Origin of the sequence: Pseudarthrobacter sp. R1 (assembly GCF_024494415.1) — a bacterium.
Lineage (GTDB): Bacteria > Actinomycetota > Actinomycetes > Actinomycetales > Micrococcaceae > Arthrobacter.
Map to the genome: position 1 here is coordinate 115,763 of NZ_JAMKFI010000005.1, position 13,965 is coordinate 129,727.

At 65.9% G+C, this 13,965-nt stretch carries 9 protein-coding genes; 4 read left to right on the forward strand and 5 right to left on the reverse strand.

Features of this window, described 5'->3' with window-relative positions; translation table 11 throughout:
• Window positions 1-10: 10 nt before the first annotated feature.
• A complete protein-coding gene (locus tag M8J71_RS04840) occupies window positions 11-1,840 on the reverse strand; it encodes an AMP-dependent synthetase/ligase (RefSeq protein ID WP_256246850.1) in 1,830 nt (609 codons plus the stop codon).
• Window positions 1,841-1,905: 65 nt separating this feature from the next.
• A complete protein-coding gene (locus M8J71_RS04845; RefSeq protein ID WP_256246851.1) occupies window positions 1,906-3,633 on the reverse strand; it encodes a dolichyl-phosphate-mannose--protein mannosyltransferase in 1,728 nt (575 codons plus the stop codon).
• A gap of 45 nt (window positions 3,634-3,678) precedes the next feature.
• On the opposite strand from M8J71_RS04845, the gene rsmI reads away from it, so the two are divergent.
• A complete protein-coding gene (gene rsmI, locus M8J71_RS04850) occupies window positions 3,679-4,620 on the forward strand; it encodes a 16S rRNA (cytidine(1402)-2'-O)-methyltransferase (RefSeq protein WP_374114808.1) in 942 nt (313 codons plus the stop codon).
• A gap of 184 nt (window positions 4,621-4,804) precedes the next feature.
• Window positions 4,805-6,304 carry an NAD-dependent succinate-semialdehyde dehydrogenase gene (locus M8J71_RS04855; protein ID WP_256246852.1) on the forward strand — a complete coding sequence of 500 codons (1,500 nt, stop codon included), beginning with the start codon at window positions 4,805-4,807 and terminating at the stop codon, window positions 6,302-6,304.
• A gap of 40 nt (window positions 6,305-6,344) precedes the next feature.
• Here the strand turns inward: M8J71_RS04855 and M8J71_RS04860 are convergent, their stop codons facing one another.
• Genes M8J71_RS04860 through M8J71_RS04870 form a run of 3 tightly spaced genes read right to left on the reverse strand, consistent with a single transcriptional unit; the run spans window position 6,345 to window position 11,412 of the window.
• Window positions 6,345-8,843 carry a transglutaminase family protein gene (locus tag M8J71_RS04860; RefSeq protein ID WP_256246853.1) on the reverse strand — a complete coding sequence of 833 codons (2,499 nt, stop codon included), beginning with the start codon at window positions 8,841-8,843 and terminating at the stop codon, window positions 6,345-6,347.
• Window positions 8,840-10,276, reverse strand: a complete 1,437-nt coding sequence (locus M8J71_RS04865) for a DUF58 domain-containing protein (protein WP_256246854.1) — start codon at window positions 10,274-10,276, stop codon at window positions 8,840-8,842. Before M8J71_RS04865 ends, M8J71_RS04860 begins: the two co-directional genes overlap by 4 nt.
• 11 nt (window positions 10,277-10,287) lie before the next feature.
• Window positions 10,288-11,412 (reverse strand): AAA family ATPase, encoded by a 1,125-nt coding sequence (locus M8J71_RS04870; protein WP_256246855.1) that lies wholly within the window; start codon window positions 11,410-11,412, stop codon window positions 10,288-10,290.
• Between the two features lie 163 nt (window positions 11,413-11,575).
• On the opposite strand from M8J71_RS04870, the gene M8J71_RS04875 reads away from it, so the two are divergent.
• Both M8J71_RS04875 and M8J71_RS04880 read left to right on the forward strand, forming a co-directional pair.
• Entirely contained in the window at window positions 11,576-12,481 is a 906-nt protein-coding gene (locus M8J71_RS04875; RefSeq protein WP_256246856.1) for a TatD family hydrolase, read from the forward strand.
• Between the two features lie 281 nt (window positions 12,482-12,762).
• The gene (locus tag M8J71_RS04880; protein ID WP_256246857.1) at window positions 12,763-13,947 is read left to right on the forward strand and encodes a transglycosylase family protein; all 1,185 of its coding nucleotides are present in this window, start codon (window positions 12,763-12,765) and stop codon (window positions 13,945-13,947) included.
• Window positions 13,948-13,965 lie beyond the last annotated feature (18 nt).

A 13,965-nucleotide genomic window follows, 5' to 3' on the forward strand; every position in this document is an offset into this window, starting at 1 on the left:
AGTCAACCGATCAAGCGTATAGCCTGGCGATTTCGGTTTCGTAGTCATGCACGACGGCGGAACGCTTCAGCTTGAGGGAAGGCGTCAGGTGACCTGACTCCACGGTGAACTGGGCATCCAGCACGGTGAACTTGCGGATGGACTCTGCTTTGGACACCAATTGGTTCGCCTGATCCACCGCCTCCTGTATTGCTGCCGCTACCTGCGCGTCCTTGACGGCATCCTGCATGGCAAGGGCGGGCAGCCCCTGCTCGGAACGCCAGTTGTCCAGGCCTTCCGGGTCCAGGCTTACGAGCGCCGAGACAAAAGGCTTTCGGTCGCCCACCACCACGGCGTGGGCCACCAACTGGTGAGCGCGGATCCTTTCCTCCAATGGCCCGGGTGCAATGTTCTTGCCGCCGGCGGTGACGAGCAGGTCCTTTTTCCGCCCTGTGATGGTCAGGAAGCCCTGGGGGTCAAGCTCCCCGAGGTCGCCGGTGCGGAAGAAGCCGTCCACGAAGGCCTCAGCGTTCGCCGCCTGGTTGGCGTGGTAACCCCGGAAGACGCCGATGCCCTTGACCAGGATCTCGCCGTCGTCGGCTACCCGGACAGTGGTGCCGGGGATGGGGATGCCCACTGATCCCACCCGCGTGAGAGAAGGCGTATTGGCAGTGCACGGTGCCGTGGTCTCAGTCAGGCCGTACCCCTCAAGGACAGGAATCCCGGCACCACGGAAGAAATGGGCGTCCTCCGGCGCAAGGGCACTGGCGCCTGACACGGTGTACCCCACCTGGCCGCCGAAGGCCTGGCGAAGCCGGGGATACAGCAGCCTGTCGAAGATTCCGTGGCGGATCCGGCAGAGCAGACCGGGACCGCTGCCCTCGCCCCGGCTGCGCCTGTCTTCCTCCTGCGAGTACTCAATGGCTGTTGCCGACGCGGCGTCGAAAAGCCGCGCCTTGCCCGCCACTGTTGCCTTGTGCGCTGCGGTGGCGCGGACCTTTTCGAAAATCCGCGGAACCACCAGCAGGAACGTGGGCCGGAACGTGGCCAGGTCCTCCAGGAGCTGGGCGGCCCCCGGGGTGTGCCCCAGGGTAGCGCCGGCGGTGAGGCAGACCACCTGCACCGCCCGGGCCAGGACGTGGGCGAGCGGCAGGAACATCAGGGTGCGCGCCTGGTCCTGGAGCAGCAGTTCCGGGAGGAACGCGGCGATGTTCTTTGCCACCAGGGCGAAGTTGCCGTGGGTGATTTCGCAGCCTTTGGGGTTGCCGGTGGTTCCGGAGGTATAAACCAGGGACGCCACGTCATCCAGCCCTGCCCGGCTCCGGTGCCGTTCCAGCTCCGCATCGGTGACACCCGTGCCGGCGGCGGCCAGGCTCGCGAGATCGGGGGCTTCGCCGTCGAAGTCCATCCGGACCACGTTGACGAGGCGGTCCCGGAGCAGCGCGGAACCGGCAAGGACATCCGTCACAAGCCGCACCTTGGCACGGTCCTCGGCGAAGACACGCCGCACTCCGGCGTCGTGGAGGATCCATTCCACCTGGCTGGGGGAGGACGTCTCATAAATGGGAACGGTCACGCCGCCGGCAAACCAGATGGCGAAATCAACCAGCGTCCATTCGTAGGAGGTGGCGGACATAACGGCAACCGTGTCGCCCGGCTCGAGTCCGCCGGCGATCAGGCCCTTGGCAAGGGCGCTGACATCCTGCAGGAATTTTTGCGCCGTGACGTCCATCCAGCCGTTCGGCCCCTTGCGCCGGTAGAGGGCGCGGGCCGGATTGGCGGCCTGTTGCTCCAGCAGCAGGTCCGTGACGTTACTGGCGGCATCAAGCTCAACCAGCAGTTCGGTGCTCGCTTCTCTCACTGGGGTCTCCGTTCCGCTGCCATGCCGCGGCAGCGGCTCCGTCGGGGCTCTCCTGCCATCCTGCCCTAGATCCAGGAGGGCATCCACATCCTGAGCCGCCACTCCTGGTACGGGATGACTTCGGCGGCCCAGACAGGATAGAAGAAGGCTGCCAGCAGGACTGCAGCCGCAACGAACAAGGCCACCAGGTACAGCCCGGACCGCCGGCGCCAGGGCGGGTCCGTCGTCCTGCCCAGGACCAGGCCCAGGCAATAGACGAGGGCCAGCACCAGGAACGGTTCAAAGGACACGGCGTAGAAGTAGAACATGGTGCGTTCCGGGTACAGGAACCAGGGCAGGTACCCGGCGGCGACACCGGCCAGCACCGCTCCCGCCCGCCAGTCCCGGCGCCCCGCCCACCAGAACAAGAGCACTATCAGGGATATGGCTGCCGCCCACCAGATGAGGGGATTTCCCACGGACAGGATGGCGGATGTGCACTTGTCCACGTCGCAGCCCGGTGTGCCGCGTTCCGGTGATTCATAGAAGAACGACGTAGGCCTGCCCATCAGCAGCCAACTCCAGGCGCTCGCCTCATAGGGATGCTCGGACCCCAGGCCCTGGTGGAACTTGTACGCTTCCAGGTGGTAGTGCGCCAGGGACCGGATCGAATCCGGCAGCCAGCCCCACTCCGCTGACGGATTGCTCAGCGCCCAGCGGCGGAAGTAGGCGTCCTCTGAGCGGAACCAGCCGGTCCAGGTGGCGGCGTAAACCAGCGCGGCGACCGGGACCACGCTCAGGAACGCCGGGATGCCGTCCTTGATCACGCCGCCGCTGATCCAGCCGCGGATCCCCGCCACCCGACGGGCGCTGAGGTCCCACAGGACGGTGAGGATGCCGAAACCGGCCAGGAAGAACAAACCTGACCACTTGGTCCCGACGGCGAGCCCCAAGAAGATTCCGGCCGCGATCCGCCACCAGCGGATCCCCAGCCATGGCCCGGACAGCAGCTGCGCGGGCGTGGGAAGTCCCCCGTTGGCGGAGGCAGCGTTCGCCAGCCGTGCGGCCAGCCGACGTCGGCCGTCATCCCGGTCCATCAGCAAGGCGCCAAACGCTGCGAGGATCCAGAACATCAGGAAGATATCCAGCAGCGATGTCCGCGACATCACCAGGTGATGGCCGTCCACGGCCAGGAGGAGTCCCGCGGCAGCCGCCAGCGGAAGTGAACGGAAGAGTTTGAGCGTTATCAGGGCCAGGAGCAGGATGGACAAGGTGCCGGTCAGGGCCGCGGCGAAGCGCCAACCGAAGGAGTTGTCTGCACCGAAGAGCCACATGCCGGCGGCGATCATCCACTTTCCCACCGGGGGGTGGACAACGTACTCAGGAGAATCCAGGAGCAAAGCTGGGTTGCCTGCGTTAAAGGAATCATTGGCTTTGTCCGGCCAGCTGCGCTCATAACCGCTGATCAGGTACGAGTAGGCATCCTTGACGTAATACGTTTCGTCAAAGACAAGCTTTTGCGGCACCTCAAGCCGGACAAACCGCAGGACGCCGCCGGCTGCCGCAGTCAGGAGGGGAACCACCAGGAACCAAAGCCGCAGCGACGGCGGGTAGTCCCGCCAGCTGTGGACGGACCCCAGCAGCCGCGCGCGCAGGGACTCCGCCGTGAAGGCCTGTGACGGCCGGATGACCCACGGACGGTCCGGCGGGTTTCCCGGCCGGGCAACAGTTCCGGGGGGTGAACTGGCGGACTCCGGGGATGTGGCGTGTTCGGCCCCGGCCGGCCGCGTCGAGGTCTGCGTCACGAGCCCCATGCTACCGTTTGCGGCCGGCCGCGCCCGCAGCAGTAGGCTGGTGGCGTGGACCCTAACCCCAGCCCCTTTCCCGCTTCCGGCACCGCCACCCCCGAGGAGGAAGCCGAAGGACAGCCGTCACGGGGTTCGGAGGCAGCCGCGGTACCAGCGCCTCCTGGAGGCCGGATCGTGCTGGCGGCCACCCCGATCGGTAATACGGGTGATGCGTCCGCCCGCCTGGTGGAGCTGCTGGGCACAGCCGACATCGTTGCCGCCGAAGACACCCGCCGCCTGCACCGGCTGGTGCAAAGCCTGGGCGTCACTGTGGCCGGGCGGGTGATCAGCTATCACGAGCACAACGAGGCAGCGAAGACAGCCGAGCTTCTTGAACAGGTGAGGGCAGGCAAGACCCTGGTGATGGTCACCGACGCAGGGATGCCGTCGGTGTCCGATCCCGGGTTCCGGCTGGTGGAAGGGGCAGTCGCAGGCGGGCTTACCGTCACTGCGGTGCCCGGCCCGTCGGCTGTCCTGACGGCGCTGGCGCTGTCCGGCCTGCCCACGGACCGTTTCTGCTTCGAGGGATTCCTGCCCCGAAAGGCAGGCGAAAGGGCATCCCGCCTGGCTGACCTTGCGAGGGAGCGCCGAACGATGGTGTTCTTCGAAGCGCCGCACCGGCTGGAGGTGATGCTGCGGGCGCTGCGTGAACGCTTCGGCGCTGAGCGGCGCGTCGCCGTATGCCGGGAATTGACCAAAACCTACGAAGAAGTCATCCGGGGTTCGCTCGGGGAGCTTCTGCAATGGGCGGAGACCACCGAAGTCCGCGGTGAAATCGCCGTTGTCCTGGCCGGCGCACCTGAACAGGCTCCGGGGACTCCGGAGGACCACGTGGCCGCGGTCAACGAACTTGTGTCCCAGGGGATCCGCCTTAAGGAGGCTGTTGCGGCCGTGGCGGAAGACGTCCGGGTGAGCAAGCGCGAGCTCTACTCCGCCGTGCTCGCCGCCCGCTAAAGCGGGCCGCTGGCGGCCGGGGAAGGGCTGTGCAGGTGCACAGCCCTTCCGTCTTTCCGTAGTGCGTGAAGGCGTAGACCCGCAGGTGGCACAGCAGTAGTCTGGCAACTAATCAGCCTTGACGACGGCGGCCACTCCGGCCGACGACCTGGGCTGCAATAACCCTACTGACGAGGGAGTCATCGTGACTGTCACTGCACAGCCGGCCGTTTCCGCAGAACGCGAAAGCGCCCTTTTGGCCTCTGTTCCCACCGGCCTGCTTATCAATGGTGAGTGGCGGGCTGCCGCTTCGGGCAAGACCTTCGACGTCGAAGATCCAGCCACGGGCAAGGTGCTGTTGAGCATTGCCGACGCCGGACCTGAAGATGGTGCCGCGGCCCTGGACGCGGCCGCTGCCGCCCAGGAGTCCTGGGCGAAGGTTCCCGCGCGTGAGCGCGGCGAAATCCTGCGCCGCGCCTTTGAGCTCGTGACGGAGCGGGCTGAGGACTTCGCGCTGCTCATGACCATGGAGATGGGCAAGCCGCTCGCGGAAGCCCGGGGCGAAGTCACCTACGGCGCCGAATTCCTGCGCTGGTTCTCGGAGGAAGCCGTCCGCGCCTTCGGCCGCTATTCCGTGTCCCCTGACGGCAAATCCCGGCTGCTGGTCACCAAGAAGCCGGTGGGCCCCTGCCTGCTGATCACGCCGTGGAACTTCCCGCTGGCCATGGCCACGCGCAAGATCGCTCCCGCGGTGGCCGCGGGCTGCACCATGGTGCTGAAGTCCGCGAACCTTACACCGCTGACTTCCCAACTGTTCGCCGCCGTCATGATGGAGGCCGGGCTGCCCGCCGGCGTCCTAAACGTCATTCCCACCTCTACCGCCGGCGCCACCACCGGTCCGTTGATCAAGGACTCCCGGCTCCGCAAACTGTCCTTCACCGGCTCCACCGAAGTGGGCCGCCGCCTGCTGGCGGACGCTTCCGAAACTGTGCTGCGGACCTCCATGGAGCTCGGCGGCAACGCCCCCTTCGTGGTCTTCGAGGACGCTGACCTTGACGCTGCCGTCGCCGGAGCCATGCTCGCGAAGCTGCGGAACATGGGCGAGGCCTGCACCGCGGCCAACCGCTTCATCGTCCACGAATCCATCGCCGCTGAATTCGCGGAAAAGTTCGCCGCGAAGATGAAGGACATGACCACAGCCCGCGGCACCGAGCCCGAGTCCAAGGTGGGCCCGCTGATCGACGCCAAGAGCCGGGACAAGGTCCATGAACTGGTCTCGGACGCCGTCGCATCCGGTGCCAAGGCGGTTCTGGGTGGCGGCCGGGTGGAGGGTCCGGGCTACTTCTACCAGCCCACCATCCTCTCCGGCGTTACCGAGGGCACCCGGATCCTGGCCGAGGAAATCTTCGGCCCAGTGGCCCCGATCACCACCTTCAGCACCGAAGACGACGCCGTCCGGCTGGCCAACAACACCGAATACGGGCTGGTGGCCTACGTCTTCACGAAGGACCTCAACCGCGGCATCCGGATGGGCGAACGGCTCGAAACCGGCATGCTGGGCCTGAACGCCGGCGTTATCTCCAACGCCGCAGCACCCTTCGGCGGCGTCAAGCAGTCCGGCCTCGGGCGTGAAGGCGGACTTGAAGGCATCGAGGAATACCTCTACACGCAGTACATCGGCATCGCTGACCCGTACGCAGTGTAGGCCTTCCTTCACGACGGCAAAGCCGCCGCCTGCCGGGAAGTCAGGAACGCGCGGGCCAGCGCGCTGACCAGAAGCGGGTGGCGGCTTTCGCCATGTGGACCGTCGCTGCTCCGGCAGTCCGGAACGGCGCCGTCAGCAGGCGTCCCAGCCGTCCAATCACCGACGGCGGCACCCACAAGGCGCGCAGTCGCCGCAGGGCGGGGGCATGGGCCCGCAACGCTGCTTCAAGTGCCGCGATCCGGGCGCCGGTTACGTCCTGCTCAGCGGCTTGTGGCCCCGGATCGGTGCGGCCGGTGCCTTCAGGGACTTCGGGGCCTGCCGGCGGAGGCCCATACTCGCGGCGTTCGAAGTTTGAGGTCAACGCGGCGGCGGCCTGATGGGCAGCGTCGTCAAGTCCCCGGGGTTCCCCCAGCAGCCCGGATTCACGCAAGCGCGCGCTGTAGGCTCGCGGGGTCTCACTGGACTTCGGCGGCAGGCCATAGTCCGTTCCCAGGTCCACCACTTCGCTCCAGGCCAGCACCGCGGCCGTGCCTGGTTCTGCCGGTCGAAGCCGCCGTGCCCGGAGGCCTGTCCTGGCCAGGCGCGGCGCCGCGGCGAGAAGCGCGGCCCCCAGGACACCGCCCAGGCCCAGAAGCAACGGCACGAGCTGTATTCCGGCTTCAGTGCCCCCGCCTCCACCCGGGGCGGGCAGGGGAGCGGCGCTGGGTGCCGGGGCAGGTGCCGGCGTGGCCTCCGGGACAAGGTCGTCATTGTTCTCAAGGGCGCCCGGGGCTGACGGGGCGGATGCTTCCGTAGCGTAGTCAGGCACAACCCCGCGGGACGGCGTTGGCTCAAAAGGCACCCATCCCAGTCCCTGGAAGTACAGTTCCGGCCAGGCGTGGGCGTCCCTCGCATCCACCTCGTATTCGGGCAGTGCGCCCTGTCCGGCCACGGAAACAGTGGCGCCGGTCAACCTGCCTGGGGCGAAGCCCACTGCAATGCGGCTAGGGATTCCCTCCAGCCGGGCCATCACGGCCATTGCGGACGCGTAATGGATGCAGTAGCCGCTCTTCTGTTCCAGGAAGTCCGCCAGGACCGAGAGCCCGTTTCCGTCATATCCGCCCTGCACAGGTGATTGCAGGGAGTAGGTGAACTCCGGGGACCGGAGGTACTTCTGGATGGCCATCGCTTTCTCGTAGGGCGTGGCGCTGGGACCTGCCACCGTACTGGCCGTTGTCCGAACGATATCGGGCACGTTGCCGGGAATCCTGGTGAAGTCCTCGGAGATGCCTTGCACGTCTGACGAGGACCGCGCCAGCAGCCCGGCCGTCAGCTTTGGAACGGAGGAAGTGACCAGGTACTCCTGCCGCCGGGTGGTAGTGTCCGTCCCCTTGATGCTCAACGTGGCGGGATCCCAGGTCCACCGGCCATCCAGGCCCCGCACTGATTCGGGCGGGTACGGTGCCGGCAGATAGGGGCTGGTGAAGGTTCCGGCGTCGATAGCCGTGACTACAGGCTGCTGTTCGTCGGCGAGGACGGTGTAGCCGGGATCGATCTGGCTGCCAAGGGGGCGCCGGGACGCGTTGCGGTCATCCGGGCCCCAGGAGTCGCCGTCGAAATGGTCCACGGTGACGGTCCGCAGGTACAGCGGGGCCTTGGAATTGGTGGCATACGTGATCCGTCCGGTGCCGGCAGGAGTGCGCAGGCTGTTGCCCAGGGTGATCATCGGGTTAAGGCCAGTGGAGTTGCCCCACGGATTGAGCCGTGAGCCCTGCGGGAACGTGCCCTGGTCGAAGCCCGGGATCGCCATCGGCACCAGCATGGTGGCAACCAGCGCCACGGACCCCGTCAAGGCAGCCCTCCGGACCTGGCCCGGGTTGCGGGCTGAATCGACAGGGCCCCGGGAATCCGGAACAAACCACTGGCTGCATGCCAGGATCATCAGGTACCCCGCCACGGCGGCCGTGAACCCCCAAAAGCCGACGCTCTGCGGCTTGATCATGGCAGGTACCACGAGGATGGCCAGCAATCCAGCACCCGTGGCGGCAGGCATACCCAGCGGCACGGCGAGCGCGTCAACAAGGATGACAGCCAGGCCCAGGACGGCGCAGATCACCATAACGATCCCCACGTTGGGGGCGACGGGTGCTGTTTCGGACAGAACTGTTTCACTGGCCCGGCGGATCAACCGGTCCAGCTCGGCGACGCTGGCTCCGGTAGGGAAGACACCGGCAATGCTGGAGCCGCGGAAGAACGTCAGGGTGAGGATGGCGCCCAGGGCAAGGAACCCGCCGGCTGTCACCAGCAGGGGCTGTGCCCGGGCCGAACGCAGGGCGGCCAGGCTGAGGCAGACTACCAGCACGGTGGTGACAACGGGCCAGTACCAGCCCCAGCCCCTCAGGACTCCGTTCAGGGAAAGGGCGGCGCCAGCCACTGCCACGGCAATTGAGCCTGCCATCATCCAGGGGTAGGCGCCAACGCGGGGTCGTCCTGCTGAGTTCCCTGCGGGCAGCACGGGTTGCCGGTCCGTTCCCGAATTCCGGGGCGGTGCAATGGTCATCCTGTCACCTCCGCTCCCCGGCGGACCTCTGTTGCCGGAGTTTCCGGCAAGGCGACGTCCTGGTCGAACTGGTTCCAGGCGGCTGCCACGGATACTGACGGCGGCACGGCAGCAGCCCGCCAGCCTCCCTGCCGCAGCTTGTCGAGTGCGTCCTCGAATTCGACGGGCCGCTCGGTGATAATGATGGCAAAGGCGTTGGTGCCGTAGCCGGCGGCCGGGGCGAGGGACAAAGCATCCAAGGGTGAGATCCTGCCCAGGACAGCAATCAGGGGTCCCCGCATGCGGTGCGCTGACAACTTGTCCATCAGGTTGTCCTCAAAGGGTGGCGGTCCGGAGTCCTGGTGTCCGTGCGATTCCCGGGGACCGGCGATGCCTTTGCGTCCGGAGTCGCGGCGGGCATGCGGACCGGTGAGTTGAATTGCCGCGAGACTTTCAGCGATGGACTGGAGCCCGGATGCCCCGCTGTACTCCTCCACCTCGGGTTCGGGAGCGGAGGGCGAATGCAGGAACGCAGGTTCCCCGCGCGCGTCCAGGAGGCGCAGGGCGTAGTTCCGCTCGGCCAGGTGGGCGCTGATCGACATGGCAGCAACTACGGCCCACTCGAAGGTTTCGCTGCTGATCATGGCGTAGCCGTCCTGGGCTGCGCTTCCTGCGGGTACCACACCTGAACCCCCGGAGAACGCGGTGAATCTGTGGTCCAGGATGATCGTGGCTTCGGGCGTGGTGACGGATTCCTCCTGCCGCACCATCAGGGAGCCGTGGCGTGCAGTAGCGGCCCAGTGCACCCGGCGCATCGGATCTCCATGCCGGTATTCGCGGGTCATGACGTCGTCGTCGCTGGGATTTGCCCGGATCCTGGTCGCCGTGACGCCGTCGTTGCCGCGGGCGCCGGCCAGCCCGGTCAGGGGAAGCACAACGGCGGCGGGCGTGACGGTGAGCGTGTCGCCGTCGTCTATTGCCTGCCGGTGCAGGGACAGTCCGAACGGGTCGGTAAATTCGGCAGTCACGGGTCCGATCAGGAACTGGCCGCGCTGGGCGGAGTGGAGGTGGTACTCGTACCTGCTGGTGCCGCCGTTGGCGGAGCGGGACGGAAACCGGAAGGCGGGCGACTCACCGAACCGGGGAGGCAGCTTTTCCTCCATGGTGGCCCTGCCGCTGGCTGCCCCGGTCCGCGCTACCGCGAGCCGGACGGTAGTGGAGGCCGATGTTTCCACCGGAGAGGGGTTGAATTCGCGGTACACCTGGAAGCGGGGCTTCACCAGCCGGATCCCCGCGAGGGAGACCAGCGGAAGCACGAACAGCAGTACTGCCAGGCTTAACAGGTCCCTCCGGCCCATCACTTGCGCAGCGGCAAGTGCTGCGGCCCCTGCAGCCAGCATGCCCCAGCCGCGCTGGGTGAAGAGGTGTCGGGGCAGTCTGTCCAGCAGCGCCATGGGAAACCCGCCTAGTGGTTCCTGCTCAGGCCTGCCACACGGGTGGTTCTGCCCGTGGCCGCGGAAGCCTTGTTTCCGGCGTCGGCCGGCCTGTGTGTGACGGGCAGCCGGGACAGGATGGCACGGAGAACGCTGTGCGGGGTTTCGCCGGCTCCGGCGGCCTTCCGGTCAAGGATGATCCGGTGCGCCAGCACAGCTTCCGCAACATCCACGACGTCGTCCGGCAGGACAAAGTCCCGGCCGTCCAGGGCCGCCGTGGCCTTGGCAGCCCGCAGCAGCTGCAGCATGGACCGGGGACTCGCGCCCAGACGAAGCAGAGGACTCTCCCGGGTGGCCCTGCCCACGGACACGGTGTACTCCTTGACTGCCTGCGAGACGTAGACCTGCTGCACCATGGCGATCATGGCTGCCACGTCGGCAGTGGTTACCACTGCCGCTACCTTGGCAAGGGGTGACGTTGCCTGGTGGGTCTCGAGCATTTCGATCTCGGAGTCCTTGTCCGGGTAGCCCATGGAAATGCGTGCCATAAAGCGGTCCCGCTGGGCTTCGGGCAGCGGGTACGTGCCCTCCATCTCGATCGGGTTTTGCGTTGCCACCACCATGAACGGCTCGTCAAGCCGGTAGGACTTGCCGTCCACCGTCACCTGGTGCTCCTCCATACACTCGAGCAGGGCTGACTGGGTCTTCGCTGACGCCCGGTTGATCTCGTCGCCGATCACGATATTGGCGAACACCGCACCTGGGCGGAACTCGAAGAGCCTGGAGGACTGGTTGTAGATGGAAACGCCGGTGACGTCGGAGGGCAGCAGGTCCGGGGTGAACTGGATCCGGTTGACCGTGCAGTCGATGGTCCGGGCGAGTGTCTTGGCCAGAAGCGTCTTTCCCACACCCGGCACATCTTCCAGGAGCAGGTGGCCCTGGGCCAGCAGGACCGTTAATGCCAGCTTCGCGGCATCGGACTTCCCGTCGATCACCGTGTTGATGGTGTCCAGGATCCGCTGGCTCGCGGCGTGGAAGGATGTACTGTCCATCGCGTTGGGCCGGTGCCCGTTGAGGCGGCTGACGGGGTCCGTGAACCCCGCCAGGTTGCGGTTCGTGGCGCTCACATCGTTGGCAGTGCGTCGGTGGGATTCCATCGGCAACCTTTCAGCCCGGGTTCACCTGGACGGGACAGAGAGCCCTGCCTTCGCCCGTCGGTGGGCGTCCGCATGTGTTCGTACCAGACTACTAACACAACTGCCGCAGCTAACAGAGAGTTCCAACAAATATGCGGCCAACTTAGCGGTTTAGGCTTGATGGATGTGCAATCCGCTGATTCCCGCCGCTTACCGTGCTTCCGCTGACGGCGGCGCTCCGGAAGCAGGCAGTTCTTCGCAACGGGAATTTCCCCCTGCTCCGGAGCCTTTGCCGGTGCCAGTTATGGACAACCACACGCACCTGGACTTCCCGGACGGAAAAGCGCCGGTGGGGATCAAAGAAGCGCTTGACGCCGCCGCGGCGGTAGGCGTCCAGGGGGCGGTCCAGGTGGGCTGCGATCTGGAATCCTCGCGGTTCACGGTCCAGGCAGTGGACCTGGACGACCGGCTGCTCGGAGCTGTGGCGCTTCACCCCAACGACGCTCCGCGCTATGCCGAACGCGGTGAACTGGAAGAGGCTCTGGCGGAGATTGAGCGGCTGGCGGCTCATCCTCGCGTCCGGGCCATCGGCGAGACGGGGCTCGACTTTTTCCGCACCGAGGGCGAGGGCCTGGCGCACCAGCGGTACTCCTTCCGCCGCCACATAGATATCGCCAAGCGGCTGGACCTGACGCTGCAGATTCACGACCGGGATGCCCACAGTGACGTTGTGCAGGTGCTGAAGGAAGAAGGAGCCCCTGAACGCGTGGTTTTCCATTGCTTTTCCGGTGATGAGGAGCTGGCGGCCACGTGTAACAAGGAAGGCTGGTGGATGTCCTTCGCCGGCACATTGACCTTCAAGAACGCAGCGAACCTGCGGGCCGCGCTCGCCGTCGCGGACCCGGAACTGGTCCTGGTGGAGACGGACGCTCCCTTCCTTACTCCGCATCCGCACCGGGGCCGTCCGAACGCCAGCTACATGGTCCCCTACACTGTGCGTGCCATGGCCGAATTGACAGGTACGGACCTTGCCGCGCTGGGCGCCCAAATCAGTCAAAACACGGTGCGGGCGTACGGATCCTGGGATTAACGTCACACCACCAGCCAACGCATCTGGCAATACCGGGTATGCACAATTCTTGGCCAGTTTATAACGCTACGGTTACAGTGGAAAACTATTAGCCGGGGTCGGGGAAGGCCACCGGGTAAATTCACTTCATTTGCAGCAGGATCTGCTGGGCCTGATTCCAGCCTGCCTGCTGTGCGGAGTGTGGCGGTGCGAAGATGCCCGGACTACCCCTTTTTCAGGTGGTACCGGGCATTTTATTGCGCTCTCCCCGTGCCCGGAAGGACCTAAAGTTACGGGCAATCGTGGTCAAGTTCTTCACAACGGACGGCAAGTTCAGCTTTATCAAGATTGGAACGCAACTCCTGGTGCTGTGCGCGCTGGTGGTGGGCCTCGTAGCCTTCGTCGGCAATAACAAAACCATCACGCTGAACGTCGACGGCAAGGTAACGTCCGTCCAGACCTTCGGCGGAACTGTGGGACAGGTAGTCAAGAGCGCCAACGTCGAGCTGAAGCCCGCGGACCGGGTTTCCCCGTCCGTTGATGCCACTGTCCAGAACGGCACGGTCATCAACGTCAACATGGCCAAGGAAGTCAAGGTCAGCCTGGACGGCGCCGAAAAGACCGTGAACACCACTGCCCAGGACGTTGCCGGACTGGTGACCGAGCTCGGTGTCGCAAGTGCGTCGTCGATTTCTGTGCCCACAGACGCCCAGCTCTCGGTTGCAGGGTCCTTCGTCTCCATTTCCACTCCCAAGTCAGTGAGCATTGTTGCCGACGGCAAAGTGGAGACGGCCACCACAACTGCCGCCACGGTGGGCAAGGTACTTGAAGATGCAGGCCTGACCCTCGGTGCCAATGACCGTTCTTCCCAGCCCGCCAACGCCCACGTTGTCAACAACATGGTCATCAAGGTCTCCCGCGTGGACACCGGCCAGACTGCAGTGACCACCGCCGACGTCCCGTTCACGTCGGAGACCATCGAGAGCGCCGAGATGTTCAAGGGTGAAAAGGAAGTCACCCAGGCAGGCTCCGCAGGGAAGGTCGAAAAGACCTTCAAGCTCGTGCTGGTTGACGGCCGCGAAGCGTCCCGCACCCTGGTGTCCGAAACCGTTACCGCCCAGCCTGTGACCGAGAAGATCACGGTGGGTACCAAGGCCAAGCCGGAGCCCGTAGCCAAAGCTGCCCCGGCAGCCCCTGCTGCCTCTGCCGGTGCCAACACCGGTGCCGCTGCCCCGGCCATGATGAATGAGGCCATGTGGGACAAGATTGCCCAGTGTGAATCAACCGGAAACTGGTCTATCAACACCGGCAACGGCTATTACGGCGGCCTCCAGTTCGACATCAGGACCTGGCTTGGAGCCGGCGGCGGCGCATACGCTCCCAACGCGAGCCTTGCCACGAAGGCCCAGCAAATCGACATCGCCAACCGCGTGTACGCACAGCGGGGCCTGCAGCCATGGGGCTGCGGCTGGGCTGCCACCAGCTGACACAAGAAGACGTCAACT

Coding starts and splice junctions, on each gene's coding strand:
- M8J71_RS04845 (WP_256246851.1), bottom strand. CDS start 3,633: ATGGGGCTCGTGACGCAGACCTCGACGCGGCCGGCCGGGGCCGAACAC.
- M8J71_RS04860 (WP_256246853.1), bottom strand. CDS start 8,843: ATGACCATTGCACCGCCCCGGAATTCGGGAACGGACCGGCAACCCGTG.
- M8J71_RS04865 (WP_256246854.1), bottom strand. CDS start 10,276: ATGGCGCTGCTGGACAGACTGCCCCGACACCTCTTCACCCAGCGCGGC.
- M8J71_RS04870 (WP_256246855.1), bottom strand. CDS start 11,412: ATGGAATCCCACCGACGCACTGCCAACGATGTGAGCGCCACGAACCGC.
- M8J71_RS04875 (WP_256246856.1), top strand. CDS start 11,576: ATGTGCAATCCGCTGATTCCCGCCGCTTACCGTGCTTCCGCTGACGGC.